Source organism: Gordonia sp. X0973, from assembly GCF_013348785.1.
Lineage (GTDB): Bacteria > Actinomycetota > Actinomycetes > Mycobacteriales > Mycobacteriaceae > Gordonia.
In genome coordinates, this window is sequence record NZ_CP054691.1 from 3683185 (window position 1) to 3706399 (window position 23215).

Here is a 23215-nt window from a genome sequence, read left to right on the forward strand (position 1 = left end):
CCGCAAACCCTGCAGAACGAGACAAACCCGACCCCTTGCGGGTGTCGGGTCTGTCGCGAACTGCTGGGTTTGTCTCGACGGTCAGTCGTCGGCGAGGCGCTTGGTCAGCGCGTCGAGTTCGGCGCTCAGCTGCGCGGGCAGCTTGTCGCCGATGAAGTCGAACCACTCGTTGATCGACGGCAGCTCGTCGCGCCACTGCGCGTTATCGACGGCCAACGCCTCCTCGACATCGGCCTTGTCGACGTCGAGCCCGTTGAGGTCGAGCGAATCGGCCGTCGCGGTGATGCCGATCGGGGTCTCGCGGCCCTCGGCCCGACCCTCGATGCGGTCGATGATCCACTCCAGCACCCGGCTGTTCTCGCCGAATCCGGGCCACAGGAAGCGCTTGTCGGCGCCGCGGCGGAACCAGTTGACGTAGTAGATCTTCGGCAGCTTGTCCGCATCGGCCTTCGCGCCGATGTCCAGCCAGTGCTGCAGGTAGTCGCCGACGTGGTAGCCGATGAACGGCAGCATGGCCATCGGGTCGCGGCGGACCTTGCCGACGGTGCCCTCGGCGGCTGCGGTCTGCTCGGAGCCGACCGTCGCGCCCATGAACACGCCGTGCGCCCAGTCGCGCGCCTCGGTCACCAGCGGGATGGTCGTCTTGCGGCGTCCGCCGAACAGGATCGCCGAGATCGGCACACCGGCCGGGTCGTCCCACTCGGGGGCGACCGACGGGCACTGCGACAGCGGGGTGCAGTAGCGCGAGTTCGGATGGGCGGCAAGGGTCTCGGTCTCCCGGAGGTACCAGTCGTTGCCCTTCCAGTCGATCAGGTGATCGGGCTCGCCCTCCAGGCCCTCCCACCAGATGTCGTCGTCGTCGGTGCGCGCGACGTTGGTGTAGATGGTGTTGCCGGCCTCGATGGTCTTCATCGCGTTCGGGTTCGACTGGTGGTTGGTGCCCGGCGCGACGCCGAAGAAGCCGAACTCGGGGTTGACCGCGTACAGGCGGCCGTCCTTGCCGAAGCGCATCCACGCGATGTCGTCGCCGACAGTCTCGGCGCGCCAGCCGGGGATGGTCGGCTGGATCATCGCGAGGTTGGTCTTGCCGCAGGCGCTGGGGAAGGCGGCGGCGACGTAGTAGGCCTTGTCCTCCGGGCTGATCAACTTGAGGATCAGCATGTGCTCGGCGAGCCAGCCCTCGTCGTGGGCCATCGCCGACGCGATGCGCAGCGAGTAGCACTTCTTGCCGAGCAGCGCGTTACCGCCGTAGCCCGAACCGTAGGACCAGATCTCCCGGGCCTCCGGGAAGTGGGTGATGTACTTCTCGGTGTTGCACGGCCACGGCACGTCGGCCTGGCCGGGCTCCAGCGGGGCACCCACCGAGTGCAGACCCTTGACGAAGAAGCCGTCGTCGCCGAGGGCCTCGAGGACCTTGGGGCCGACCCGGGTCATGACCCGCATGGAGAGCACCACGTACTCCGAGTCGGTGATCTCGATGCCGAGCTTCGGGTCGTCGCTGCCGAGCGGGCCCATGCAGAAGGGGATGACGAACATCGTGCGCCCGCGCATGCAGCCGCGGTACAGCTCGGTCATCGTGGCCCGCATCTGGTCGGGGGCCATCCAGTTGTTGGTCGGACCGGCGGCTTCCTCGGTCTCCGAACAGATGAAGGTGCGCGACTCGACCCGGGCGACGTCGGCCGGATCGGACAGCGCGAGGTAGGAATTCGGCTTCAACTCGTCGTTCAGCTTGACCATCGTGCCGGCCTCGACGAGCTGGGCGCTCAGGCGCTCCCACTCCTCGTCGCTGCCGTCGGACCACACCACCCGATCGGGTTGGGTCAGCTCCGCCACTTCGGCGACCCAGGCGAGCAGGCCGGCATGTTTGGTGGGCGCGCTGGCGGCATCCAACCCGGGAATCGTGGCAGAGGTCATGTGAAGCATCTCCTGAAAGGTCTCGACCGCCTGCTAAGCGGTCAGTCTTTTCTCAGGATACGCGATTGACCTGCTCGATCGGGAGTTGGGTTAGCCACTTCCGCATGTATCTGCTCCGACGTCGCCGCTCACGCCGGTGCCGCGGTGATACGCGAACGGTCGGGGCCAGCCACCCCCCGATACGGCTGGCCCCGACCACGCCTCGCGCTAGTGGATGCGGCCCGGCCGCAACGAACTCCACCGCCGCGTCGCCGCGTCGTAAACCGACGACGTCACCGACCCGTCCGCCCCTACCCTGGTGATCAGATCGACACATCCGTCGTGGTCGGAATCGGTGAAGACGGTCATACCGTCGGCATCGTTGCGGGAGAGGCTGTCGTACAGCCCGTCCGCATCGGTGTCGGCGGTGGCCGGCCCCAGATCCCACAGCCGTTCCTCCTCGGCCAGCCACAGGTGGTTGCCGACGTCGCCGGGATCCGCACCGTCGTCGAAGATGTCCATCAGTTACTTAGACGCAGCCCGCGGGCAAACGGTTCCATCAATCCGGATCCGGTTGGCGTTTGCGCCGGATACCGGACACAACACCATCCGGATCGGCCGCCGCGAGGCGACGCACCCGGGCCGCGACCGCAGGCTCGGCACCGTTGACGAGTGCGGCGACGCGCCACTCGGTGCGGGCCCGCGCGTCGGCGACGACCTCGCCGGCCCACGTCCTCGCCTGGTTGCGCAGCAGGACCCGTCGGCGCAATCCGACCGCACCCGCGGCGACGCCCAGCCCGATCGCCACGGCCAGGGCCAGCGCGGTCCAGCCGGGAATCCACCCGGCCAGCGACCCGGCGGCGAGCCGTCCGATCCCCAGCCCGGTCGACGCGCCGAGCAGCACGATCACCGCGTCCTCAGCTCCCCACCCGCGCGGCGACCAGTGCACCGGGCGGGCGGGCGGCGATTCGACGGCCGGGGCGGGCACGGGGACGCGGGGACCCTGACCGGCCGCCGCGACCGGGCCGCAGCCCACGAGCGCGGTCGCCCACAGGTGGGCCGTCTGTCCGGCCACCGCCCCGACGACCCGCTGCTCGAACGCCGCGGCGCTCTCGGACAGCCAGCGGGAGAAGACGGCGACGTCGGCGGGTCGCAACGCCGCGGCCTCGGTCGCCCCGGCCGCGGCGAGTTCGCGAAATCCGGAGTGGATGCGCCCGCCCGCCCAGGCGCGGATGGCGCTGGACCCGACCCGCAGGCCGGCCAGCCGCTCGGCCGCGTCCCCGCGCGAAACCTCGCGCGCCGCCCGCGCCGCCGACTCCTCGTCGACCCAGTCGACGAGATCGGCCAACCCCGAATCGGCCCCGCTGACTCCCGCGATCCCCAGCGCGACGGCGAACAGCGGCAACCGGGCCGAGGCGGCCGATGTCGCGGACCACCGCGTGAGACGCGCGGGCCAGTCGGGGCACTCCTCGATGCCGACCCCGACGAAGGCCACGAGCGCGGACCGGTCGCGACCGCCGAACACGACCTCGGCATCCGGCGGATCGGCTCCGACGTCGAAGAACCACACCACCGTCCCCGGCGCCTGCCGCTCCTGCACGCGCAGCCCGCGCCCGGCGAGCGCGGCCACCACGACCGCGCGGTCCGGCCCGTCGGGCGCCGCCGGTCCCGCCAGCGCGACCCGGCTCCAGCGCGCACCGCGATGCTCCACCATTGACCCCCCGATCTCGTCGATGACCCCCGTTGTCGACGACCCCATGTAATCAGGTGAGACCATGGTCGGGTGAGCGATACCGTCGATCAGTCCCGCCTGTACCCGCGGGTGACCAGCTTCCGGTTCCGGCGCGGCACCCTGACGCCGGGGCAGCGCCGCAACTGGGAGAACCTGTGGCCGGTGCTGGGCCGTGATCTGCGCACCAGCCCCGACGCCGACGGGCGCGTCGTCGAGCCGCCGCTGCACGCGCAGGAGTGGTTCGGCCGCAAAGCCCCGCTCATCGTCGAAATCGGTTCCGGCACCGGCATCTCGACCGCGGCGATGGCCGCCGACGAGCCGGAGTTCGACGTGGTGGCCGTCGAGGTCTACCAACCGGGACTCGCGCAACTCGTCGGCCTCGTCGACCGCGGCGGCCTGACCAACGTGCGCATGATCCGCGGCGACGCCGTGGTGGTCCTGGACGAACTGATCGAGGACAAGAGCCTGCAGGGCATCCGCGTCTTCTTCCCCGACCCGTGGCCCAAGGCCCGCCACCACAAGCGACGGCTGGTGCAATCGGGCACGTTGGCGACGATGGCCGAGAAGCTCGTCGACGGCGGCGTGCTGCACATCGCCACCGACCACGCCGATTACACCGAATGGATCCGCGAACTGCTGGACAATCAGGACACCACCGGGACGCACCTGGTCCCCCTGACCGGGGAGAGTCCGATCTCGCTGGCGCGTCCGACCACGAAGTTCGAGGGCCGTGCCGCCGACGAGGGGCGCGTGGTCACCGAATTCGTCTACACCCGCGCGGAGGGTCGCCCATGAGCACCGACACGAATAGCTCGACGGGCAGCCCGTCGGTGGGCGACACCATCTCCGGTCAGTCGACGGCCCGCCGGGTGCTGCTCGTGTGGGACGCACCCAATATGGATATGGGCCTCGGCGGAATCATCGGCGGCCGCCCGACCGCCGCGCATCGCCCGCGCTTCGACGCCGTCGGCCGCTGGCTGCTGGGCCGCACCGACGACATCCGGCGGGAGAGCGGCGGTTCGTCCGTCGAGCCCGAGGCCACCGTCTTCACCAACATCAGCCCGGGCAGCGCCGACGTCGTGCGGCCGTGGGTCGACGCGCTGCGCAACGTCGGCTACGCGGTATTCGCCAAACCCAAGATCGCCGACGACACCGACGTCGACGAGGACATGCTCAACCACATCGAGCTGCGCAGGCACACCTGCGGGCTGGCCGGGCTCATCGTCGCCTCCGCCGACGGTCAGGCGTTCCGGGAGCCGCTGCTGGAGGTCGCCGCCGAGGGCGTCCCGGTCACCGTCATCGGCTTCCGCGAACACGCCAGCTGGGCGCAGGGCGTCGACGAATTCGACTTCCTCGACCTCGAGGACATCCCCAACGTCTTCCGGGAGCCGCTGCCGCGGATCACCCTCGACGCCCTCCCCGACGACGGTGCCTGGCTGCCGCCGTTCCGCGCGCTGTCCTCGCTTCTGCGCTGACGACGCGGGATCCGCGCGGCTTGCGCACCCACGACGCGCCGCGGGGAAATCCGCCCTGCTCAGTTTGCATTCAGGCGATACCTGGAAGAATGGCCCGACGTGGGTTGTGCCGGCTGGCGCTCCCGGCGCCGGGCCAGCAGCTCGTCGGGTGACGAAAGGAACCGAAGGTGTTCGGATGGATCGGCACGTTCGCATATCGAATGCGATACACCGTCATCGCCGTGATGGTCGCTTTGATGGCCGGTCTCGGCCTCTACGGCCTTGACCTCTCGAAGCACCTCTCGCAGAGCGGTTGGTTCGACCCGACGTCGCAATCGGCGAAGGGATCGGTGCTCGCCGACAACTCCTTCGGCCGCGACCACAAGTCCGACATCGTCCTGCTGATCACCCCGCCCGACGGCACCAAGGTCGACGACCCCGCCTTCGGCGCCAAGGTGGAGAAGTTCGTCACCCAGCTGACCACCGACCCGGAGACGAAAGACCTCGTCGGCCGCGACACCAGAGCCGCCAGCGGTGACGATCCAGGCAGCCCTGGCATCATCGACCCATTCGTCCAGCTTCCCGAGAACCCCTCCCCGGCCGCGCTGCTCGCTCGGGCCACGGTCCGCGAACACACTTTCAACGAGGACAAGACCAAGGCGTTCATCAGCATCGGCGTGCAGGGCAACGACGACACGTCGATCCTCACCAACTACAAGAAGCTGCGGCCGGCATTCGACAACATCGACACCAAGTTCGGTCTCGAGGGAACCAAGTTCGAGTTGGCGGGTCTGCAGCCGATCGCCAACTCGATGGCCATCGGCATGGAGCACGACATCAAACGCGCCGAAGTCATCGCGCTCCCCGTCGTCGCACTCATGCTGTTCTTCGTCTTCGGCGGTGTCGTCGCGGCGGCGCTGCCGGTGTTCATCGGCGGCCTGACCATCGCGGGCTCGCTGGGAATCATGAAGCTGTTGACCCACGTCACCGAGGTCAACGTGTTCGCGCAATCGGTGGTCACGCTCATCGGTCTCGGCATCGCCATCGACTACGGCCTCTTCATCGTCAGTCGATTCCGAGAAGAGTTAGCCGAGGGATATACGACGAAGGCCGCGGTCCGAAGAACCGTGATGACCGCCGGTCAGACGGTGTGGTTCTCGGCCACGATCATCATCGCGGCCATCGCCTGTCTGCTCATCTTCCCGCAGGCATTCCTCAAGTCGGTGGCCTACGGCGCCATCGCCTCGGTGGCGCTCGCCGCCTTCCTGTCGATCACCGTCCTGCCGGCCATCCTCGGCATCCTCGGACCGCGGATCGACGCCTTCGGATTCAGCTTCCTGCGCAAGACGAAGACCAAGCAGGAGGTCGAGGACGGCTTCTGGGGCAAACTTTCCGGCTGGGTGATGAAGCACCCGCTGAAGACTGCCATCCCGACGGTCCTGCTCCTGCTGGCCCTGATCATCCCCTTCGGCAACATCGAGTTCGGTGGGATCAGCGAGAAGTACCTGCCGCCGGACAATCCGACCCGCCAGTCGCAGGAAGCCTTCGACCAGGCCTTCCCCAAGGAGCGGACCGAGGCGGTCAAGATCGTCGTCGTCTACCAGGTCGACAGCGACGAGGATCAGAACCGCCTCGTCGCGCTGCAGCAGGCCGCCAATGCCCACGATGCGGCGGCGGCCCCGGGTAAGCAGTTCTTCTCCAAGCCCTTCTCCTTCGAAGAGACGGACGGTGGCCTGTCCGGCGAATACCCGGGTCGTTCGGACATCGGTGTCGTCCAGATGTCCGCCGGCTTCTCCGACTGGCTCAAAGACCCGAAGAACAAGGAGGGCCCCCGGCTGCAGACCGAGGCCATCCGGTACCTGCAGAACCTGGACAAGCAGGGTCTGCGGGTCTACATCGCCGGCACTCCGGCGCTGACCCAGGACTCGATCGACGCGCTGCTCACCCGACTGCCGTTCATGACCGTCATGCTGGTGCTGATCACCGGGTTGCTGATGTTCCTGGCGTTCGGCTCGGTGATCCTGCCGATCAAGGCGGCGCTCGTCTCGGCCTTGGGCCTGGGCGCGACGCTGGGCATCCTGACCTGGATTTTCGTCGACGGCAACGGTGCGACGCTGCTCAACTTCACGCCGGGTCCGCTGTTCGCCGCGGTGCTGGTGCTGATCATCGCGATCGTGTTCGGCCTGTCGACCGACTACGAGATATTCCTGCTCTCACGCATGGTCGAGGCCAGACAGAAGGGTGCCTCGACCACCGAGGCGATCCGCGTCGGCACGGCGCACACCGGCCGCATCATCACCGCGGCCGCCGCGATCCTGGTCGTCGTCACCGGGGCGTTCGCGCTGTCGGACATCGTCATGATGAAGTACATCGCCTTCGGCATGATCGCCGCGCTGATCCTCGACGCGACGATCATCCGCATGCTGCTGGTGCCGTCGACGATGAAACTGCTCGGCGACGACTGCTGGTGGGCGCCGCAGTGGATGAAGACCGTCCAACGCAAGCTGGGCCTCGGCGAGACCATCCTCGAGGTGGAGCCCGACGAGATGGTCGACGCCGACGTGGCGGCCTCCAAGTCGATGTCGGCCGGCGCGGTGATCGCCACCGCTCCGACCTCGGCTTTCCGCCGTCCCGGGTCGCGCCGCCGCACCTCGGCGCCGACCGCCGACGAGCAGGAGGCCCCGACGGTGGCCGTGCAGACACCAGCCGCGCCGCTGCCCGAGGCTCCGCTGCCCGAGGCACCCGCGCCCGCGCCGGCCTCGGTGCCCCAGCGTCCCGCCGGGCCGCAGTATCAGCCGCCGATCCGCCGTACCGCGAGTTCGGTGAACCCCCCGGCTCCCGCGGCACCCGTCGCGCCCACGGCACCCGTCACGCCCACGAGCCTCGTCGTACCGGCCGCACCCAGGCCGGTGCCGGCCGAGACCGACGACGCGCCGGACACCGGGGCGTGGCGACTGGGCAAGGGCGGCATCCGCTTCGAGGCCGGCGGGTCGAGCGCGTCGGGTCCGACGCCCGCGGTGCGCCCCTCCCAGCCGCCGGTCGCGCCGTCGAGCACCGCCGCGCCGAACTCCGACGACGACGGCAAGCGGGCCGCGGGCAACCGCGACGAGGAGATCAGCGTCCAAGACTTGATGCGCCGCGCCCGCGGGCAGGACCCGCAGGGCTAGTCCGGCGGCGCCTCGTCGAGCCCGTGCTCGATCGCGTAGCGGGTCAATTCCACCCGGTTGGCCAGCTGCAGTTTGCGCAGCGCCGATTGGACGTGGTTCTCGACGGTCCGATGGCTCAGGAACAGCTTGGCCGCGATCTGCTTGGCGGTCATCCCCTTCGCCACGTACCGCAGCACCTCGGTCTCGCGCGGGGAGAGCACCGGCTTCTCGTCGCCGCCCGGACCGTCGGCCGACATCCGGCGGAACTCGCCCAGGACCAGCCCGGCCAATCCGGGGGTGAACACGGCCTGACCGTCGGCCGTCGCGCGCACCCCGGCGACCATCTCGTCGCGGGACGCGCTTTTCACCAGGTATCCGCTGGCCCCGGACTTGACCGCCTCCAGCACGTCGTCGCGCTCATCCGATGCGGAGAGCACCAGGATCCGCGACGACGGCGAGACCGCCAGCACCTGGGCGGTCGCCTCCGCCCCCGTCCCGTCCGGCAGCTGCATATCCATCAAGACGACATCGGGTCGCACGGCGGCGGCCCGGCGTACCGCGGCGCCCACCCCGTCGGCCGTGGCCACCACCTCGAAACCCTCGTCGACGAGGTCGCGCTCGATCCCGTCGCGCCACATCGGATGATCGTCGACGACCATCACGCGAATAGTCATCTGCCCTCCTCGGCCATTGGCTGTTCGGCACCGCCGTCGACGCGGTGAACCGGAATGGTGAACTCCCAGTCCGTCCCCGCGCCGGGCGCGGAGTCGAGTTCCGCGCGCCCGCCGAGCGCGCCGATCCGACCGACGATCGACTGCGCGATCCCCAGTCGGCCCTCCGCTGCCGCCGACGCGACACGGCCGGGCGCTATCCCAACCCCGTCGTCGCGGACGCCGACCACCAGCTCGTCGCCGAGATCCTCGAGCAGGACATAGGCCCGCGCCTGCGGACCGGCGTGCCGCAGAGTGTTGTCCAGCGCGTTGCGCACCGCGGCATCGACCTCGGTGCCGATCTCGACCGGGACCGGCACGGGTTCTCGCGGGGCGCTGACCGAGACCCGGGCCCCGACATGGGCGCGCAGCAGCGCCGCCAGGTCGACCCGCCCGGCGGCGCCGTCGGGTGCGGCGTAGTCCGCGTCGGCCCGGTCGGTGAGGAAGCGGCGCAGCGCTCGTTCCTGCTCCCCGGCGAGTTCGGCGAGGGGCGCGGTGTCCCCGGCGATCTCGCGCCCCCGGCGGGCTATCAGGGCGAGGGCCTGCAACACACCGTCGTGGACGTGGCGGGCCAGCCGGTCGCGCTCCTCCTCCGCCGCGGCGTAACGCGCCGCCTGGGTGAGCAGTTCGTGGTTGGCGCGGGCGCTCGTCGCGGCCCACCCCACGACGAGGCCCAGGAAGACCAGCTGGATGAGTTGGGCGTTCTTGCCGAAGTTGAGGTCGACGTGGCCTTTGACCAGTACCGACGATGCCCACACCAGGAGGCCGACGGCCGCTCCCCCGGAGGCGCCGCCGAGGATTGCGGCCGAGATCACCGCGTTGCAGGCCCACAGCGTCGTCGGCCATGCCTGGTTGTGCGCGATCCAGTCGGCCGACGCCACGTAGGAGGTGGACAACAGCAATCCACAGGTGACGACGATGTCGGCGGAAACCCACATCCAGTTGCGCCCGAAACCGCCGAGGTAGGCGGCGGCACACGCCACCGTCCACGCGACGAGTACCGCGCCCAGCACGATCGTGATCCGTGGCCGCTGCAGATCGTGGTTCGCCGCGATCTGGAAGCCCACCGAGTAGATCAGCGAAAGCGCCCGGAACACCTGGGCCGCGCGCCACAACGGCGCGGCGGCATCCTCGTCGACGCTCTTGAGCGCCTTGGCCAACCAGGCGCGGCGCGCATCCCGCGACCCGCTTCGCTCGCCGACGGTGCCGCCTCGGGGGACCGTCATCGGCTATCCCAGGTCGGCGGGTCGGGATCGGCGTCGAGCACCACGCCCCCGATGAGGTCACCGGTCCCGGTCGGTTCGGCGACCGCCCCCGGATAGGCGTGGAGTTCGCGGATGGCCGTGTTCAGGAAGGCGATCAGCGGCACCGACAGCAAGCCGCCCGCGATACCTGCCAGCACGATGCCGCCCGCGATACCGAGCACCACCGCGACCGGATGCAGGCGCACCGAGCGGCCGAGCAGGAACGGTTGCAGCACGTGGCTCTCCAACTGCATGACCCCGACGACGATGCCCAGCGCGACCAGCGCGGCCACCCAGCCGTTGGTCACCAGCGCGACCACGACCGCGACACCGCCGGTGACCAGTGCGCCGACGATCGGGATGAACGCGCCGAGGAAGACCAGCGAGGCGAGGGGCAGCGCCAGCGGGACGTTCAGGATCGCCAACCCGATCCCGATGCCCACCGCGTCGACGAGGGCGACCGCGACGGTGGCCCGGACGTAACCGACGAGCGTGCCGAAACCGGCGTGGCCTGCGGCGTGGACCCGTTCGCGATGCGGCGCCGGCACCAGCTTGGTGAGGAAGGTCCAGATCTGACCGCCGCCGTAGAGGAAGAAGATCATCAGGAACAGCGTGAGGAAGGCCCCGGTGATGATCTCGGTGGCCGTGGTCGCCGTCGCGAGGGCTCCGCTGGTCAGCTTCTCCTGGTTGTGGTTGATGAAGCGGACGATGTCCGCGCCGACGTTCTCCACCTGCTTGTGGTCGAGGTGGAGCGGGCCGTCGATCAACCACTTCTTGACCGAGTCGATCGTGCCGGTCACCTGCGTGGTCAGCGCGGGAAGTCCGTTGATGAACTCCCGCACGACGAAGGCGAGGACCAAGCCGAGCACGCCGAGCATGGAGACCATCGACGTGACGACGGCCAACGACCGCGGGAATCCGGCCCGGTCCAGGACGTCGACGATCGGCACCAATCCCGCCGTCCCGAGGATCGCGATGGCGACCGGCACCAGCACCGTCTTGAAATGCATGAAGGCCAGGAACACGACGACGGCCAGCGCTCCGATGACCAGGAGGCGCCATGCCCATTCGGCGGCGGCCCGCACCCCTGGCGGGACCGGATGTTGCGCATGCGGATTGTCCTGGTTCACGAAACCAAGAGTAGGCAGGCGAAAGCCGTTTTCGCTTTAGGTACCCTGACCGGCATGGCATTTTCGCCGCGCGAGTTCTGGCGCAGGAGTCGGAAATGGCTCCGTTGGGTGCTGATCGTCGCGGTCGTGGCGGTTCTCGTGGTGGAGGGCTACCTGGTCCGCGACCAGTTCCACACCGCCTGGGGCCGCATCGGCGATGTCCATTGGGGCTGGTTGTCGGCCTGCTTCGTCGCGTCCATGCTCAACCTCGACAGCTTCGCCCGCGTGCAGCGCGCGCTCCTGCGCTCGGCCGGGGTGATGGTCTCGTGGTGGCGCTCGATGTCGGTGGTGCTCGCCGCGAACTCGCTCAGCCAGACGATGCCGGGCGGGCAGGTGCTCGCCCCCGCCTTCACCTTCCGGGAAACCCGCCGGTGGGGCGCGAATCCCGTCGTCGCGTCGTGGCAGGTCGTCATGTCCGGGCTGCTGGCCGGCGTCGGCCTGGCCACCCTGGGCATCGGCGGCGCGGTACTCGCCGGTGCCCGCACCAACCCCTATTCGACGATGTTCTCGATCCTCGGATTCATCGCCTTCGTCGCCGTGCTGCAGTACCTGTCCACCCATCCCGCGACCGTCCACCAGATCGGCACCCGGGTCCTGCACTGGTACAACGAACTGCGCAATCACCCCGAGGACGCCGGTCAGGAGCGCCTGACGCAGCTCATCGACCAGCTCGCCGCCGTGCAGCTGAAACGACGTGACGCCGCCGTCGCCTTCGGCTGGACGCTGTTCAACTGGATCGCCGACGTGTGCTGCCTGATGTTCGCCTGTTGGGCGATCGGCGCACGTCCGTCCATCGCCGGCATCGCCGTCGCCTACGCCGCGTCGAAGGCCGTCGGCACAGCGGTGCCGCTGCTGCCCGGCGGTCTCGGATTCGCCGACGTCGCGATGGTCGCCGCACTGGTCCCCGCGGGTATGGCGACCGGTGACGCGGCCGTCGCGGTCATCCTCTACCGGCTGGTCAGCTGGGCGCTGGTATCGCTGGTCGGCTGGGGCGTCATCCTGGTGATGTTCCGCACCCGAATCCGCTCCGAGGTGGGCGCCACCGACGAATTCGAGGACAGTCTCCGCGAAGCCTCCCCGGCCAATCCCGACCGCCCGCTACTCGACTTCACCGACGACCAGCGCCGACTCATCCTCGGGCATCCGCTTCCCGACGCCGCGCGCGAGGGCGACGAGGAGAACCCCGACGACGGGGCCCCGCCGCAAGACGACGCGTGGAAGCTACCGTGAGAACAATGACCTCTTCGACGACGAGCAGCCAGTTCCGACTCCCCCTCGTGGCGACCGCCTTGGCCGACGCGGTGCTGATCGTCGTGTTCGCGACCGTGGGGCGGATGAGCCATGCCGAGGGGATAACCCTCCTGGGCGTCGCCGACACTGCGTGGCCGTTCCTGGCGGGCGCCGCCGTCGGCTGGTCGCTGCTGTACGTCTACGCCCGCGTGGGGTCGTCGGACTGGTTCGGCGCCCGCAGCTTCCGGCCCGAGCGCGTCATCCCGTTCGGGGTGGCCGTGTGGCTGTTCACCGTCGTCGTCGGGATGGTCCTGCGCCGGGTCTCGCACCAGGGCACCGCGACCTCGTTCATCATCGTCGCGACGATCGTGCTCGGCCTCTTCCTACTCGGCTGGCGCATCCTGGCCAGCCGCCTGTATCAGCTGTCCAAGCGCTGATCAGCGCACCTTCAGGTACTTCTGTGCCGCCTGCAGCGCGGCGGTTCCCGATTTCGGTCCCTCGGTGTAGATGACGATCACCTTGTTGTCGACGAGGCCGAGGAACCATCCGGGACCGTCCGGACCGTTCGTCCCGACGAGGGCCCGCAGACCCTTCTTGTCCGTCAGGTCGCTGGCGTCGCCGGCGCGGACCGTGCGCACCATCGCACGCAGGATCGGCGCGGACAGGCCGTCGTCGACGGTGCCCAGCTTGCCGTCGTGGATCCCCGTCGGCTGGCCCTTGATGACGAAGGGCGCGACGGATGTCTTCGCGCCGGATGACGCACGGGACAGCGCCACGCCGAGGGCTCCGACGTTGAGCAGCGAGGCGCGGATCTCGCCGGGGCGGAAGTCCACGTCGTTCACCGAGGCGCCGGTGCGCTCCGGTGTGGAGGCGCCGGGGACGGTGAACACCACGCCGAGGCCGAGGCGGTCGAGCAATTCCTCCGCCGGGGTGTTGCTGGCCTTGGAGTACGCGGTCACCGCGTCGAAGACGGCGGAGAGCGTCGATCCGGTGATGTAGTCGCCGTCGATGCTGATGCCGCGGTCGGTGGCGGCCGCGTTGCGGCCCATGCCGAGGATTCCGCCGGTCCTGGCGTCGAGGGTGAGCACGGTCGTCGGCTGGGCGACCTCGATGGCGGCCAGCCCGGCGGCCCGCTGCACGCGGGGGTCGATCGACGTGCCGATACTCGGCGCGGCCGGACCCTGCGCGCTGTCGAGGCGCTCGGGTGCCTGTCCGGGCTGGTCGACGACGATCTGCCAACCCGCGGTGACGTCGCGGACCGCCTGCCAATAGTTGCTCAAGCCGTCTTCCAGCGGGGAGTCGAGTTGGCGGTCGACCATCACCAGCTTGTCGTGTTTGCGCACCGTTACGCCACGGATCTTGCCGGGGTCGGTGGTGAGGACCCGCATGTCGGGATCGCGCAGCGACACCGCCACGACCGGCTGGCCGGGGTTCGCGGCAATCTTCGCGAGGATGACCTCGGAGGTCACCTGCGGCGCCATCGGGGCGATCGCGCGGGCGACGGCGCGGACCGTCGCTCCCAGGTCGGCGCTCTGACCCGGATCGACGACCACGTCGTTGACACTCTGCATGACCATGAACGGCTTGCCGGTGCGGGCCAGGACCCGCGGTGCGGGCCTGGCGTCGGTGCGCATCTCGTGGATGCGCCCACCCGGGCGCAGACCCGAGTAGATGACAGACGGCTCCCAGAGAACCCGCCACCCCGATGAGAGTCGGCGCGCGGAACCCTGCGTCTCGGTGGCGAACTGTCGGCCGTTGTCCCAGTGGTAGACGGTCTTGAGCGTGAACCCGGCGGTGCCGTCGCTGTAGCCGACGGTGTGCTTCACCGTGGCGTCGACGTTCATCGCGTGCATGCCGTCCATCGTCGCGGTCAGCGCCTCACTCGCCTGGCCGGGAGCGGTCGTCAGCGCCGAGGCGCGCTCGATGTTCTGCTGCGAGATCGCCTTCGCGTAGTCGCGGATCACCCCGTCGGCCTCGCTCGACGACGACGAGCAGGAGGTCACCGCGGCACAGCAGGCCAACGTGCTGACTGCGGCGACGGCGACTCGGGGCGACCAAATCCTCATAAGTCACAATTTTCACACCAGTCACACGGGGTGTCGATCCTCCCCGGCACCGGGTCCGTTACAACCCCGTCACGCCTCAATAACGCAGGCCCCCGATCCGCCGACTGGGCACCTCCAGCCCACCGAGTGGGCACCCCAACCCCGCCGAGTGGGCACCTCCAGCCCACCGAGTGGGCACCCCAACCCCGCCGAGTGGGCACCTCCAGCCCGCCGAGTGGGCACCTCCAGCCCGCCGAGTGGGCACCTCCAGCCACCGAGCGTCGGGTCGGGTGACCGCTACTCCCCGAGCGTCTTGTCCATCACCCAGACCAGGGCTTCGGCAGTCTCGTCGGAATCCCCGACGAGGGCAACTCCGCCGATCTCGACCCCGCGGATGGCGTCACCGACGGTGAGCCCCTCGTCGTCGAAACGTATCGCCCCGTCTGTGACGAGCAGATATACGTACCGGCCGCGCGGCACGAGCACCCGTTGCCCCTTCCCCAGCCGCGCCACCCACAACGTCGCCGACCGGTTCGCGATGCGGATGGCGGAGTCGGTTTCGGGGTTCCCCGACGCGATGGGTATCAGCCCTCCGGCGGCCAATTCGGATGCGACGTCGGCCTGGTCGTAGCTCGGCTCCAGACCGAACTCGTCGGGCATCACCCACATTTGGACATAGCTCGCGTCGACGTCACCGGCGCCCTCGACGCGCAAACCGTCGTCGGAAGTCCACGTGTCGTTGCGTTCCGAATGCTCGATTCCGGCACCGGCGCTCATTCGTTGGGCCAGTCCGGGATAGACGATGCCGCTGTGCCCGTGCGAGTCCTGGTGAACGAGGCTCCCCGATCGCACCCAAGTGATGATCTCGGTCTCGCGGTGCGGGTGGGTATCGAATCCCTGCCCCGGCCGCAGCGTCTCGTCGTTCTGCACCAGGAGCACGCCATGGTGGGTGTTCGACGGGTCGTAGTGGTCGCCGAAGGAAAAGCTGTGCGCCGAGGCCAACCAGTCCGTCGTCGTGGTGAACCGATTTCCGGCGCGGATCACCGAATAACTCATGCATCCAGTGTGCACCGGTGCCCAGTCGACGGGGTTGGGGTGCCCACTCGGCAGGGTTGGGGTGCCCACTCGGCGAAACTGGGGCGGCGAAGACCGACGCGCGTCGGGCAGGATGGAAGCCGTGACTGCGACGACCCCACACTCCGGCATCGACCTCTCCTTCACCGACGACGCGGTGCGCGCCCAGGACGACCTGTACGCCCACTTCAACGGCAAGTGGTTGGCGAGCCACGAGATCCCCGCCGACCGCAGCATCGACGGCTCCTTCATCGTGCTGCGCGACCGGGCCGAGGAGGATGTCCGCGACATCATCACCGCGGCGGCGGACTCCGGCGCCGCGGCCGGGAGCGACGAGCGCAAGATCGGCGACCTCTACGCCTCCTTCATGGACGACGAGCGCATCGAGGAGCTCGGCCTCGCCCCCGTCGCCGGCGGGCTGGCGGCGATCGACGCGATCGGCGATCTGACCGGCCTGGCACAAGCGATCGGCGCCTTCCAGCGTGGCGGCATCAGCGGGCTGTTCGGCGTGTACGTGGACACCGACTCGAAGAACTCCGACCGCTACCTGGTGCACATCGTGCAGTCCGGGCTGGGCCTGCCCGACGAGTCCTACTACCGCGAGGACGCGCACGCCGACACGCGCACCGCCTACGTAGCGCACGTCGAGAAGATGTTCGCCCTCGCCGGCGTCGACGATCCGGCGGCCGCCGCCGCGACCGTGATGGACCTGGAGACCGCGCTGGCCTCGCACCACTGGGATGTGGTCCGACGACGCGACGCCGACGCCACCTACAACCTGACCTCGGCCGCCGACTTCGCAACGGAGGCCGGCAGCTTCCCGGTGGACACCTGGATCACGACCCTGGCCGACGGCGACACCAACGCCTTCGCGGAGGTGAACGTCGGCCAGCCGTCCTACATCACCGGAGCCGCCGCCCTCCTCGCCGACCGCCCGCTCGACGACTGGAAGGCGTGGCTGCGGTGGAAGCTGCTCCACTCCGCCGCCCCCTACCTGCCGAGCGCATTCGTCGACGAGAACTTCGCCTTCTACGGGCGCACCCTTTCCGGTGCGCCGGAGATCCGCGACCGCTGGAAGCGCGGCGTCGGATTCGTCGAGGGCGCAATGGGATTCGCGGTCGGCAAGCTCTACGTCGACAAGCATTTCCCCGCCGCGGCCAAGGCCCGCATGGACGAGCTGATCGGCAACCTCATCGAGGCCTATCGTCGCAACATCGGCGAGTTGGACTGGATGACGCCGGCCACGCGCGAGAAGGCGTTGGCCAAGCTCGCGTCCTTCAACCCGAAGATCGGCTACCCGGCGCAGTGGCGGGACTATTCGGCGCTGGTCGTCGACCGCGACGACCTCATCGGCAACGTCGCGCGCGCGTCGGCCTTCGAGTACGACCGCGAGCTCGGCAAGATCGGGCAGCCGGTCGACCGCGACGAGTGGTTCATGACCCCGCAGACGGTGAACGCCTACTACAACCCGGGGATGAACGAGATCGTCTTCCCGGCCGCGATCCTGCAGCCGCCGTTCTTCGACGCCGAGGCCGACGACGCGGCCAACTACGGCGGTATCGGCGCGGTGATCGGGCACGAGATCGGCCACGGCTTCGACGACCAGGGCGCGAAGTACGACGGCGACGGCAACCTCGTCGACTGGTGGACCGACGAGGATCGGACCGAATTCGCTTCTCGCACAAAGGCTCTCATCGAGCAGTACAACGAGTTCACCCCGACGGGTCTGTCGCCGGAGCACAAGGTCAACGGTGAGTTCACCATTGGGGAGAACATCGGCGATCTCGGCGGGCTGTCCATCGCGCTGGTCGCCTACCACCTCGCCGATCCCAACCCCCCGGTGATCGACGGGATGACCGGCCAGCAGCGGCTCTTCTACAGCTGGGCCCAGGTGTGGCGGACCAAGACCCGCGACGAGGAGGCGATCAAGCGCCTTGCGATCGACCCGCACTCGCCGCCGGAGTTCCGCTGCAACGGGGTGGTGCGCAACGTCGACGCCTTCTACGACGCGTTTGACGTCGCGCCGGGCGACCGGCTCTACCTCGAACCCGACCAGCGGGTGCGCATCTGGTGATCGCCGGTGGGGCGCCCGGGGAGCGCGTCGAGTCGGTGTATCGATGGTGGTCGAGTGCCGGCGAGCCGCTAGGCGAGTCGGTGTATCGAGACCCGGCAAACTAGAACGTGTTCTAGTATGGCTTCGTGGATGTCACCTACGAAGCGACCAAGCGCGAACTGTCGACCGACAAGGGCGTGATCCGGTACCACGAGGCCGGTGACGCGGACGCTCCCCCGCTGATCCTGCTGCACGGATCGGGTCCCGGGGTGACCGGTTGGCGCAACTACCGCAACAACCTCGGGTTCTTCGCCCAGACCCATCGCACCTTCATCCTGGAGTTCCCCGGCTTCGGCGTGAGCGACCCGGTCGAGGGCCACCCGGTGCTCACCGCCGGCAGCTCGGTCACCCGGTTCATGGACGGACTGGGTATCGAGTCGGCGCCGATGATCGGCAACTCGATGGGCGGCGTCGTCGGCATCAACCTGGCGATCAAGAAGCCCGACCGGGTCGCCAAGCTCGTCACCATCGGCGGCGTGGGGCCGAACGTCTTCAGCCCCTCCCCCAGCGAGGGATTGCGCCTGCTGCAGGAGTTCACCGACGCGCCCGATCGCGACAAGCTGATCCGCTGGCTCAATTCGATGGTCTACGACCGCGCGATCGTAACCGACGAACTCATCGAGGAGCGCTGGGAGGCAGCGACCAATCCCGACGCCCAGCAGACCGCCGCGATGATGTACGGCTCCAAGGCCTTCGAGATGCAGCAGCAGTTCATGGCCGCCGCCGACACCCCGCCGTACTGGGCGATGATGCACAAGGTCGCCTGCCCGACCCTGCTCACCTGGGGGCGCGACGACCGGGTCAGCCCACCCGACATGGCGATGGTCCCGATGCGCCTCATCCCCGACGCCCAGCTGCACATCTTCCCGCGCTGCGGGCACTGGGTGATGATCGAGGCCAAGGCGGCCTTCGAGTCGACCGTCGCCGCCTTCCTCGCCGACTGACACCGCCCGGGCGCCGCGCAGCAGCCGGCTATTCGGCCCGGGTCAGCACCGATACCGCGAAGTCGGCGTCGTCGCGCCACGGGCGCAGGTCCCACGTCGAGAGCCGGAGGTCGAGCCGCAGGCCCGCAGCGGCGACGGCCTCGTCGAAAGCGGGGACCGTCAGGTCGCGGTCGGTGTGGAATCCGACGACGATCCGCCCGCTCGACGACAGATGCGCGGCCAGTCGTTCGAGCACTTGCTGCTCGGTCCCCGGCGCGAGGAAGACCATCACGTTTCCCGCGCAGACGATGACGTCGAAAAGCTCGTCGATCCCACGTGCGGGCAGGTCGAGTTCGGCGAGATCGCCGACGAGCCAGGTCGGGCCGGGATGGTCCTGCTGTGCCGCGGCGATCAGCTTCTCGTCGACGTCGACGCCGACGACGGTGTGCCCCACCTCGTGGAGGTAGCCGCCGACTCGGCCGGGTCCGCACCCGGCGTCGAGGATGCGCGCGCCGCGCGGCACCATCGCGTCGACCATTCGGGCCTCGCCGACGAGGTCGGCACCCTCGTCGGCCATCGTGCGGAACCGTTCGATGTACCACTCGCTATGGCCCGGTTTGGTGTCGGTGATCCAGCGGGGTGGCGGCGTCGTCATGGGTCCAGCCTATTCGCGGCAAGGATGTGATCACCGCGTGCCGGGCAGCGGGATGTCGGGTTCACGGCAGACGTATCCGGTGGGCGCCTCGCCGCGGATCACTTTGACCATGTTCTGGAATCCTCCGCTGTCCGGATCGTCGAAGTAGCCGCCATGCCCCGCCGCGCCGCGCACCCGACGACCGTCGCCGTAGTCGCCCGAGTCCATCCGGGTCACCCCGGGGGCGGTGTCCGGGTCGCCGCCGTGGAGCCGCGACGCCTGCACCGGCTGTATCGGATCGGCCGGCGGCGTCACCGAATACCGTTGCACCTCAGCCGGATTGGACCACGACTCGGCGCCGCCCGGAAGGATTCCGGTGCCCGACGCCGAGGCGTACACGACGCGATCGGCGCGCAGCCCCAACTGCTCGGCCGTCCCGACGACGGCACCGCCGTAGGAGTGTCCGAGGTAGACGGTCGCGGCACCCGGCGCGACTCCGGCGACCTCCGCGTCGAGCGCGCGGCCGAAGGACACCAGCTGCGGCGCCATGGCCGCCGCGAACATCGGGGAGGTCGCCGACGGCAGGTCGGGCGGGAAGCGGCCGTCCATGAAGAGGAACACTGGGGCGCCGCTGCGGCTGGCGAAGTTCCACGCCGCTCGCCGGTTGGCATCCGCGGTGTCTAGCTTGGTCCCCGTGCCGGGCACGTACACGGCGGCCGACCGACTCGTCTGCGTCAACGACCCGAACATCTCGACCGCCCGCCCCTCCGGCGTGTTGTCGAAGGCGACGAACTGGCGGCGGACCCGGCGCCCGGGCGCATGCGGATCGACGATGGTCCCCAGCATCGCGCGGAGCTGATCGGCGCGGGCCCGCTCCCCCGCGCCCCGTCGGATCTCGGCGTCGAGCGCCTCGGCGATGGCACGTCGATTCGCCTCGATCCGCACCGAGAAGGGCACGCCCTCCAGGTTTCCCATCGCCTGCGGATTGGCCGTGACCAGTCGGTCGATGTCGTCGGGACTCATCGTCGAAAGGAGCGCCCGCCGTTGCGCCGGGCGCATCGAGACGAGCCGGTTGACCACCGAATCGGGGTCGCGGGGGCCCTCAGCGGTGGCGACGTTCACGTGACCGGCGACCATCGCCTCTAGTTCGGACACCAGGCGCGCGAGTTCGCCGGCGTGTGCGCGATCCTCCCGGTCGAGTTCGTCGAGCGCCTCCCGCACGCGCGCCTGGAGCGCCCGCCCGTCGTCCGCGGCGCCTCCCTCCTCCGACTCCTGACTTCCCGCGTCGCGCGCCTGTTCCGCGCCGTCGACCGCCAGGGTGAGCACCCGCTCCCGACCACGGGCCAACACCTCCGACGCGGTGCCGGCGCGCTCGGCGAAGACGGTCAGCACGCGGGCGAGTTCCTGGGCGTGGTCGACTTCTTGGCCCAGGCGTCCCACGGCACCGTCCCGGCCGCGACCATGCCATCCCCCGACGCGCCGCAGCGCGTCGCCGGCCTCACCGACCTGTCCCCGCAGCGTCGCCGCGGCCGCTCGTGCCTGGCGCGCCGCCCCGTCCAGCGGCCGCGCCGGCCAGGCCGTCACCTGCTCGACGGTCAGCATCAGCGATCCGCCAGCGCGGCGAAGGCGGCGGCCATCGCCGCGTCGTCACGCTCCGCCGACGCGGAGTACCGGTCGACGATTGCGCCGAGCGCTTCCAGCCGCTCGGCGATGCCGACCCCCGCTCGTCGAACCGCGTGCCCGGCGGCACCGGCGACCCGCAGGCAGGCTCCCCCGTCGGACGGCGTTCCCATCTCGTCGACGGAGAGTTCAGCCAGGATCGCGGCGCTGCGCCGCCATTCGTGCGACAGCGCCCGCAGCCGATCCGGGTCGACGGTGAGCAGGGGCGGGAATCGTGGTGGTGCGAATGGTGGGCTCATGCAAATTTGGACGCACGGCCCGCCGCATCGGTTCCCCTAGGCCCGGGCGAGCTCGATCAGCTTGGCGACCGTGTTCAGGTTGCGGCCGGTCCCGTGATAGCCGAGGAGGCGTTTGATCACCGTCGGGGTCAGCTTCGAGTTCGCCGCTCCCTCGTCATATCGAATATGCAGGTCAGAGCCGATTACCGCGAGATGCTCCGTCTTTGCCGCCCGCTCGGCGAGGGCCTCTGCCGCCGTCTCGGGCGGCGCTCCCTGGAGCGCGTAGACGTAGGAGAATTTCGGGTTGATCACCTCGAAGGGATGCACACGCAGCGCCTCGGCGAGCTCGTCGGGAGTACGGCTGATGACCTCGCGCTCGTACCCGAACTCCGCGGTGATGGCGCGTTCCAACTCCGCGTCGAACTCCGTGAAATCCCCCGGCGGCGTGTACAGCAGATTGCCGGAGGCGATGTAGGTCGAGACGTCGCGCGCGCCGAGGTCGACGGCGATCCTGCGCAGATCGGCCATCGGCAGCTTCGCACCGCCCACGTTGACGGCGCGGATGAGCGCGATCCGCTCGCTCACGCTACCGCCCGCCGCTCAGAGACCCGCGAGGTCGGTGCGCGCCAACATGACGTTGTAGTCCTTCCAGCGCGACACCACGAAGTACAGCGAGCTGCCGGTCTCGCGCGGCCAGATGTACGGCGCGTAGAGTCCGCTGATCTTGCTGGACGGGATGATGACGCGCGGTCCGCTCCACGGGCCTTCCGGCTTGGCCGCGGTACGCATGGTTACGCTGCCGGCGCGCGAGCTCAGCATGATGAAGCGCTTCAGGAAGTTGTTGTACCGCACCGACACCTCGGCGATCGGCTCGGTCGCGACCCGCGCTGCGTCGCCGCTGTATCCCGACCATCGACCGCCACCCCGGTAGTACTGGTAGGCGCCGAGGTTGAGGATCTGGTTGGCCGGGACGCGCGAGAGGAACAGTGCGCCATACCGCCCGTTCGGCGTTCCGTACTGGTACACCCACGGGCCGCGGCGCAGGAAGGAGCTGACCTGGAACCGGCCCTGCCCGGTGTTGGTGGCCGGGACACCCGGGATATTCAGCTCGTAGCGCGAGCGGATGGTGCTCGGCTCGACCGTCCACGTCTGCCCGTTGTTGCGAGAGCTGGCGATGGCAGAGAAGTTGGTCTCCCACCGACCGGCCTCACCCCAGCGGGCGATCGACATGAATGCGAGGTACTGGACCCCGCCGATGGAGATGGCGGCCGTCGGAATGCGCCCGACCTCGATGTTCTTCACGCCCACGGCGTTGGTGATGGGCTGCGCGAACGTCGGATTCGCCGACGTCACCGAGGCGCCGGAGCGGCTGTTACCCGGCACGGCGTTGGGGAAGGTGATGCCCTTGCTCAGGTCGCTGTTCCCGTTGGCGCGCAGCATCGTGTTGTGCCGCCACACCAGAGCGCCGTTGCACTTGCCCCAGGTGTCGCCGAAGGCCATGAGGACCTGCCCGCTGCCGTTGTCCCACGGGACGCCGACGTCGGTCGCCGTGATCGAGAAGCGCTTGTCGGTCCGGTTGGGGCTGAGCGGCCCGGTCACCCACTGGATGGTCTCCGTCGGCCCGCCGTGCAGCTTGATCAGCGGCATCTGCGGCTTCTTGCCCGGTGCCGAGTAGCTGCCGAAGTCCAGGCTGCCCATCCCGATCCGCGACGAGCCGGCGCTGCCGGTACTGCCGAAGTCGTGGCCGACGGGTCCTAGCGCATTGCAGGGCGACGCGTGGGAGACCGACGGGGTGGCCGCAAGGGTCACTGCCGCGAGGGACACCGCGATTCCGGTGGCGAGCGCGCGATTAACAGACATGGTTGTGCATCCTAGCCGCTGTTGCTGATGTGATTATTGTGACGTTTTGTCGTGGCTTGCTCGATAGCCCGCACCCAAGCGAGACCCACC

20 protein-coding genes are annotated in these 23215 nt (G+C 69.3%); 7 read left to right on the plus strand and 13 right to left on the minus strand.

Features of this window, described 5'->3' with window-relative positions; all coding sequences use genetic code 11:
• Window positions 1–81: 81 nt before the first annotated feature.
• From HUN08_RS17985 to HUN08_RS17995, 3 genes are all read right to left on the minus strand, one after another.
• Window positions 82–1914 carry a phosphoenolpyruvate carboxykinase (GTP) gene (locus tag HUN08_RS17985; RefSeq protein ID WP_124246179.1) on the minus strand — a complete coding sequence of 611 codons (1833 nt, stop codon included), beginning with the start codon at window positions 1912–1914 and terminating at the stop codon, window positions 82–84.
• Window positions 1915–2121: 207 nt separating this feature from the next.
• Window positions 2122–2415: a DUF6802 family protein gene (locus tag HUN08_RS17990; protein WP_124246178.1), complete on the minus strand. Its 294-nt coding sequence runs from the start codon at window positions 2413–2415 to the stop codon at window positions 2122–2124.
• A gap of 37 nt (window positions 2416–2452) precedes the next feature.
• Window positions 2453–3652: a hypothetical protein gene (locus tag HUN08_RS17995; RefSeq protein ID WP_124246177.1), complete on the minus strand. Its 1200-nt coding sequence runs from the start codon at window positions 3650–3652 to the stop codon at window positions 2453–2455.
• Between the two features lie 24 nt (window positions 3653–3676).
• On the opposite strand from HUN08_RS17995, the gene trmB reads away from it, so the two are divergent.
• The 3 genes from trmB (at window position 3677) to HUN08_RS18010 (ending at window position 8246) form a co-directional block, all read left to right on the plus strand.
• Window positions 3677–4420, plus strand: coding sequence for a tRNA (guanosine(46)-N7)-methyltransferase TrmB (gene trmB, locus HUN08_RS18000; protein WP_124246176.1), 744 nt, complete (start codon window positions 3677–3679; stop codon window positions 4418–4420).
• Window positions 4417–5100, plus strand: a complete 684-nt coding sequence (locus tag HUN08_RS18005) for an NYN domain-containing protein (RefSeq protein WP_124246175.1) — start codon at window positions 4417–4419, stop codon at window positions 5098–5100. The genes trmB and HUN08_RS18005 overlap by 4 nt, the downstream gene beginning before the upstream one ends.
• 167 nt (window positions 5101–5267) lie before the next feature.
• On the plus strand, window positions 5268–8246 hold the full coding sequence (locus HUN08_RS18010) for an MMPL family transporter (protein ID WP_124246174.1): 2979 nt from the start codon (window positions 5268–5270) through the stop codon (window positions 8244–8246).
• Here the strand turns inward: HUN08_RS18010 and HUN08_RS18015 are convergent.
• Genes HUN08_RS18015 through HUN08_RS18025 form a run of 3 tightly spaced genes read right to left on the minus strand, consistent with a single transcriptional unit; the run spans window position 8243 to window position 11309 of the window.
• Complete coding sequence (locus tag HUN08_RS18015; RefSeq protein ID WP_124246173.1) at window positions 8243–8899, minus strand: response regulator transcription factor; 657 nt, start codon at window positions 8897–8899, stop codon at window positions 8243–8245. The genes HUN08_RS18010 and HUN08_RS18015 overlap by 4 nt on opposite strands.
• Entirely contained in the window at window positions 8896–10161 is a 1266-nt protein-coding gene (locus HUN08_RS18020) for a MacS family sensor histidine kinase (protein WP_124246172.1), read from the minus strand. The genes HUN08_RS18015 and HUN08_RS18020 overlap by 4 nt, the downstream gene beginning before the upstream one ends.
• Window positions 10158–11309: an AI-2E family transporter gene (locus HUN08_RS18025; protein WP_301546798.1), complete on the minus strand. Its 1152-nt coding sequence runs from the start codon at window positions 11307–11309 to the stop codon at window positions 10158–10160. Before HUN08_RS18025 ends, HUN08_RS18020 begins: the two co-directional genes overlap by 4 nt.
• A gap of 54 nt (window positions 11310–11363) precedes the next feature.
• Between HUN08_RS18025 and HUN08_RS18030 the strand changes: the two genes are divergently transcribed.
• A complete protein-coding gene (locus tag HUN08_RS18030) occupies window positions 11364–12578 on the plus strand; it encodes a YbhN family protein (RefSeq protein WP_124246170.1) in 1215 nt (404 codons plus the stop codon).
• 5 nt (window positions 12579–12583) lie between these two features.
• Complete coding sequence (locus tag HUN08_RS18035; RefSeq protein WP_124246169.1) at window positions 12584–13015, plus strand: DUF3054 domain-containing protein; 432 nt, start codon at window positions 12584–12586, stop codon at window positions 13013–13015.
• Here the strand turns inward: HUN08_RS18035 and HUN08_RS18040 are convergent, their stop codons facing one another.
• Both HUN08_RS18040 and HUN08_RS18045 read right to left on the minus strand, forming a co-directional pair.
• A complete protein-coding gene (locus HUN08_RS18040) occupies window positions 13016–14644 on the minus strand; it encodes an NTF2-like N-terminal transpeptidase domain-containing protein (protein WP_124246168.1) in 1629 nt (542 codons plus the stop codon). It lies immediately after the preceding gene.
• A 276-nt stretch (window positions 14645–14920) separates the two neighbouring features.
• A complete protein-coding gene (locus tag HUN08_RS18045; protein ID WP_124246167.1) occupies window positions 14921–15679 on the minus strand; it encodes a pirin-like bicupin family protein in 759 nt (252 codons plus the stop codon).
• Between the two features lie 112 nt (window positions 15680–15791).
• Between HUN08_RS18045 and HUN08_RS18050 the strand changes: the two genes are divergently transcribed.
• Together HUN08_RS18050 and HUN08_RS18055 are read left to right on the plus strand one after the other, a co-directional pair.
• A complete protein-coding gene (locus HUN08_RS18050) occupies window positions 15792–17771 on the plus strand; it encodes a M13 family metallopeptidase (RefSeq protein ID WP_124246166.1) in 1980 nt (659 codons plus the stop codon).
• Between the two features lie 125 nt (window positions 17772–17896).
• A complete protein-coding gene (locus HUN08_RS18055) occupies window positions 17897–18754 on the plus strand; it encodes an alpha/beta fold hydrolase (protein WP_124246165.1) in 858 nt (285 codons plus the stop codon).
• Window positions 18755–18782: 28 nt separating this feature from the next.
• Here the strand turns inward: HUN08_RS18055 and HUN08_RS18060 are convergent, their stop codons facing one another.
• The 5 genes from HUN08_RS18060 to HUN08_RS18080 are packed head-to-tail and all read right to left on the minus strand — an operon-like array spanning window position 18783 to window position 23125.
• Window positions 18783–19388, minus strand: a complete 606-nt coding sequence (locus tag HUN08_RS18060) for a bifunctional 2-polyprenyl-6-hydroxyphenol methylase/3-demethylubiquinol 3-O-methyltransferase UbiG (protein ID WP_124246164.1) — start codon at window positions 19386–19388, stop codon at window positions 18783–18785.
• Between the two features lie 30 nt (window positions 19389–19418).
• Window positions 19419–20969, minus strand: a complete 1551-nt coding sequence (locus HUN08_RS18065) for a hypothetical protein (protein ID WP_124246163.1) — start codon at window positions 20967–20969, stop codon at window positions 19419–19421.
• A complete protein-coding gene (locus HUN08_RS18070; protein ID WP_124246162.1) occupies window positions 20969–21286 on the minus strand; it encodes a hypothetical protein in 318 nt (105 codons plus the stop codon). The genes HUN08_RS18065 and HUN08_RS18070 overlap by 1 nt, the downstream gene beginning before the upstream one ends.
• Window positions 21287–21322: 36 nt before the next feature.
• Window positions 21323–21850 carry a DUF1697 domain-containing protein gene (locus HUN08_RS18075; protein WP_124246161.1) on the minus strand — a complete coding sequence of 176 codons (528 nt, stop codon included), beginning with the start codon at window positions 21848–21850 and terminating at the stop codon, window positions 21323–21325.
• Between the two features lie 15 nt (window positions 21851–21865).
• Window positions 21866–23125 (minus strand): DUF4185 domain-containing protein, encoded by a 1260-nt coding sequence (locus tag HUN08_RS18080; RefSeq protein ID WP_124246160.1) that lies wholly within the window; start codon window positions 23123–23125, stop codon window positions 21866–21868.
• Between the last annotated feature and the right edge of the window lie 90 nt (window positions 23126–23215).

What these genes read in the sequence shown, in the direction of transcription:
- HUN08_RS17985 (WP_124246179.1), bottom strand. Translation starts at nt 1,914, where the DNA reads ATGACCTCTGCCACGATTCCCGGGTTGGATGCCGCCAGCGCGCCCACC.
- HUN08_RS17990 (WP_124246178.1), bottom strand. Translation starts at nt 2,415, where the DNA reads ATGGACATCTTCGACGACGGTGCGGATCCCGGCGACGTCGGCAACCAC.
- HUN08_RS17995 (WP_124246177.1), bottom strand. Translation starts at nt 3,652, where the DNA reads ATGGGGTCGTCGACAACGGGGGTCATCGACGAGATCGGGGGGTCAATG.
- HUN08_RS18005 (WP_124246175.1), top strand. Translation starts at nt 4,417, where the DNA reads ATGAGCACCGACACGAATAGCTCGACGGGCAGCCCGTCGGTGGGCGAC.
- HUN08_RS18015 (WP_124246173.1), bottom strand. Translation starts at nt 8,899, where the DNA reads ATGACTATTCGCGTGATGGTCGTCGACGATCATCCGATGTGGCGCGAC.
- HUN08_RS18020 (WP_124246172.1), bottom strand. Translation starts at nt 10,161, where the DNA reads ATGACGGTCCCCCGAGGCGGCACCGTCGGCGAGCGAAGCGGGTCGCGG.
- HUN08_RS18030 (WP_124246170.1), top strand. Translation starts at nt 11,364, where the DNA reads ATGGCATTTTCGCCGCGCGAGTTCTGGCGCAGGAGTCGGAAATGGCTC.
- HUN08_RS18035 (WP_124246169.1), top strand. Translation starts at nt 12,584, where the DNA reads ATGACCTCTTCGACGACGAGCAGCCAGTTCCGACTCCCCCTCGTGGCG.
- HUN08_RS18040 (WP_124246168.1), bottom strand. Translation starts at nt 14,644, where the DNA reads ATGAGGATTTGGTCGCCCCGAGTCGCCGTCGCCGCAGTCAGCACGTTG.
- HUN08_RS18045 (WP_124246167.1), bottom strand. Translation starts at nt 15,679, where the DNA reads ATGAGTTATTCGGTGATCCGCGCCGGAAATCGGTTCACCACGACGACG.
- HUN08_RS18050 (WP_124246166.1), top strand. Translation starts at nt 15,792, where the DNA reads ATGGAAGCCGTGACTGCGACGACCCCACACTCCGGCATCGACCTCTCC.
- HUN08_RS18060 (WP_124246164.1), bottom strand. Translation starts at nt 19,388, where the DNA reads ATGACGACGCCGCCACCCCGCTGGATCACCGACACCAAACCGGGCCAT.
- HUN08_RS18065 (WP_124246163.1), bottom strand. Translation starts at nt 20,969, where the DNA reads ATGCTGACCGTCGAGCAGGTGACGGCCTGGCCGGCGCGGCCGCTGGAC.
- HUN08_RS18070 (WP_124246162.1), bottom strand. Translation starts at nt 21,286, where the DNA reads ATGAGCCCACCATTCGCACCACCACGATTCCCGCCCCTGCTCACCGTC.
- HUN08_RS18080 (WP_124246160.1), bottom strand. Translation starts at nt 23,125, where the DNA reads ATGTCTGTTAATCGCGCGCTCGCCACCGGAATCGCGGTGTCCCTCGCG.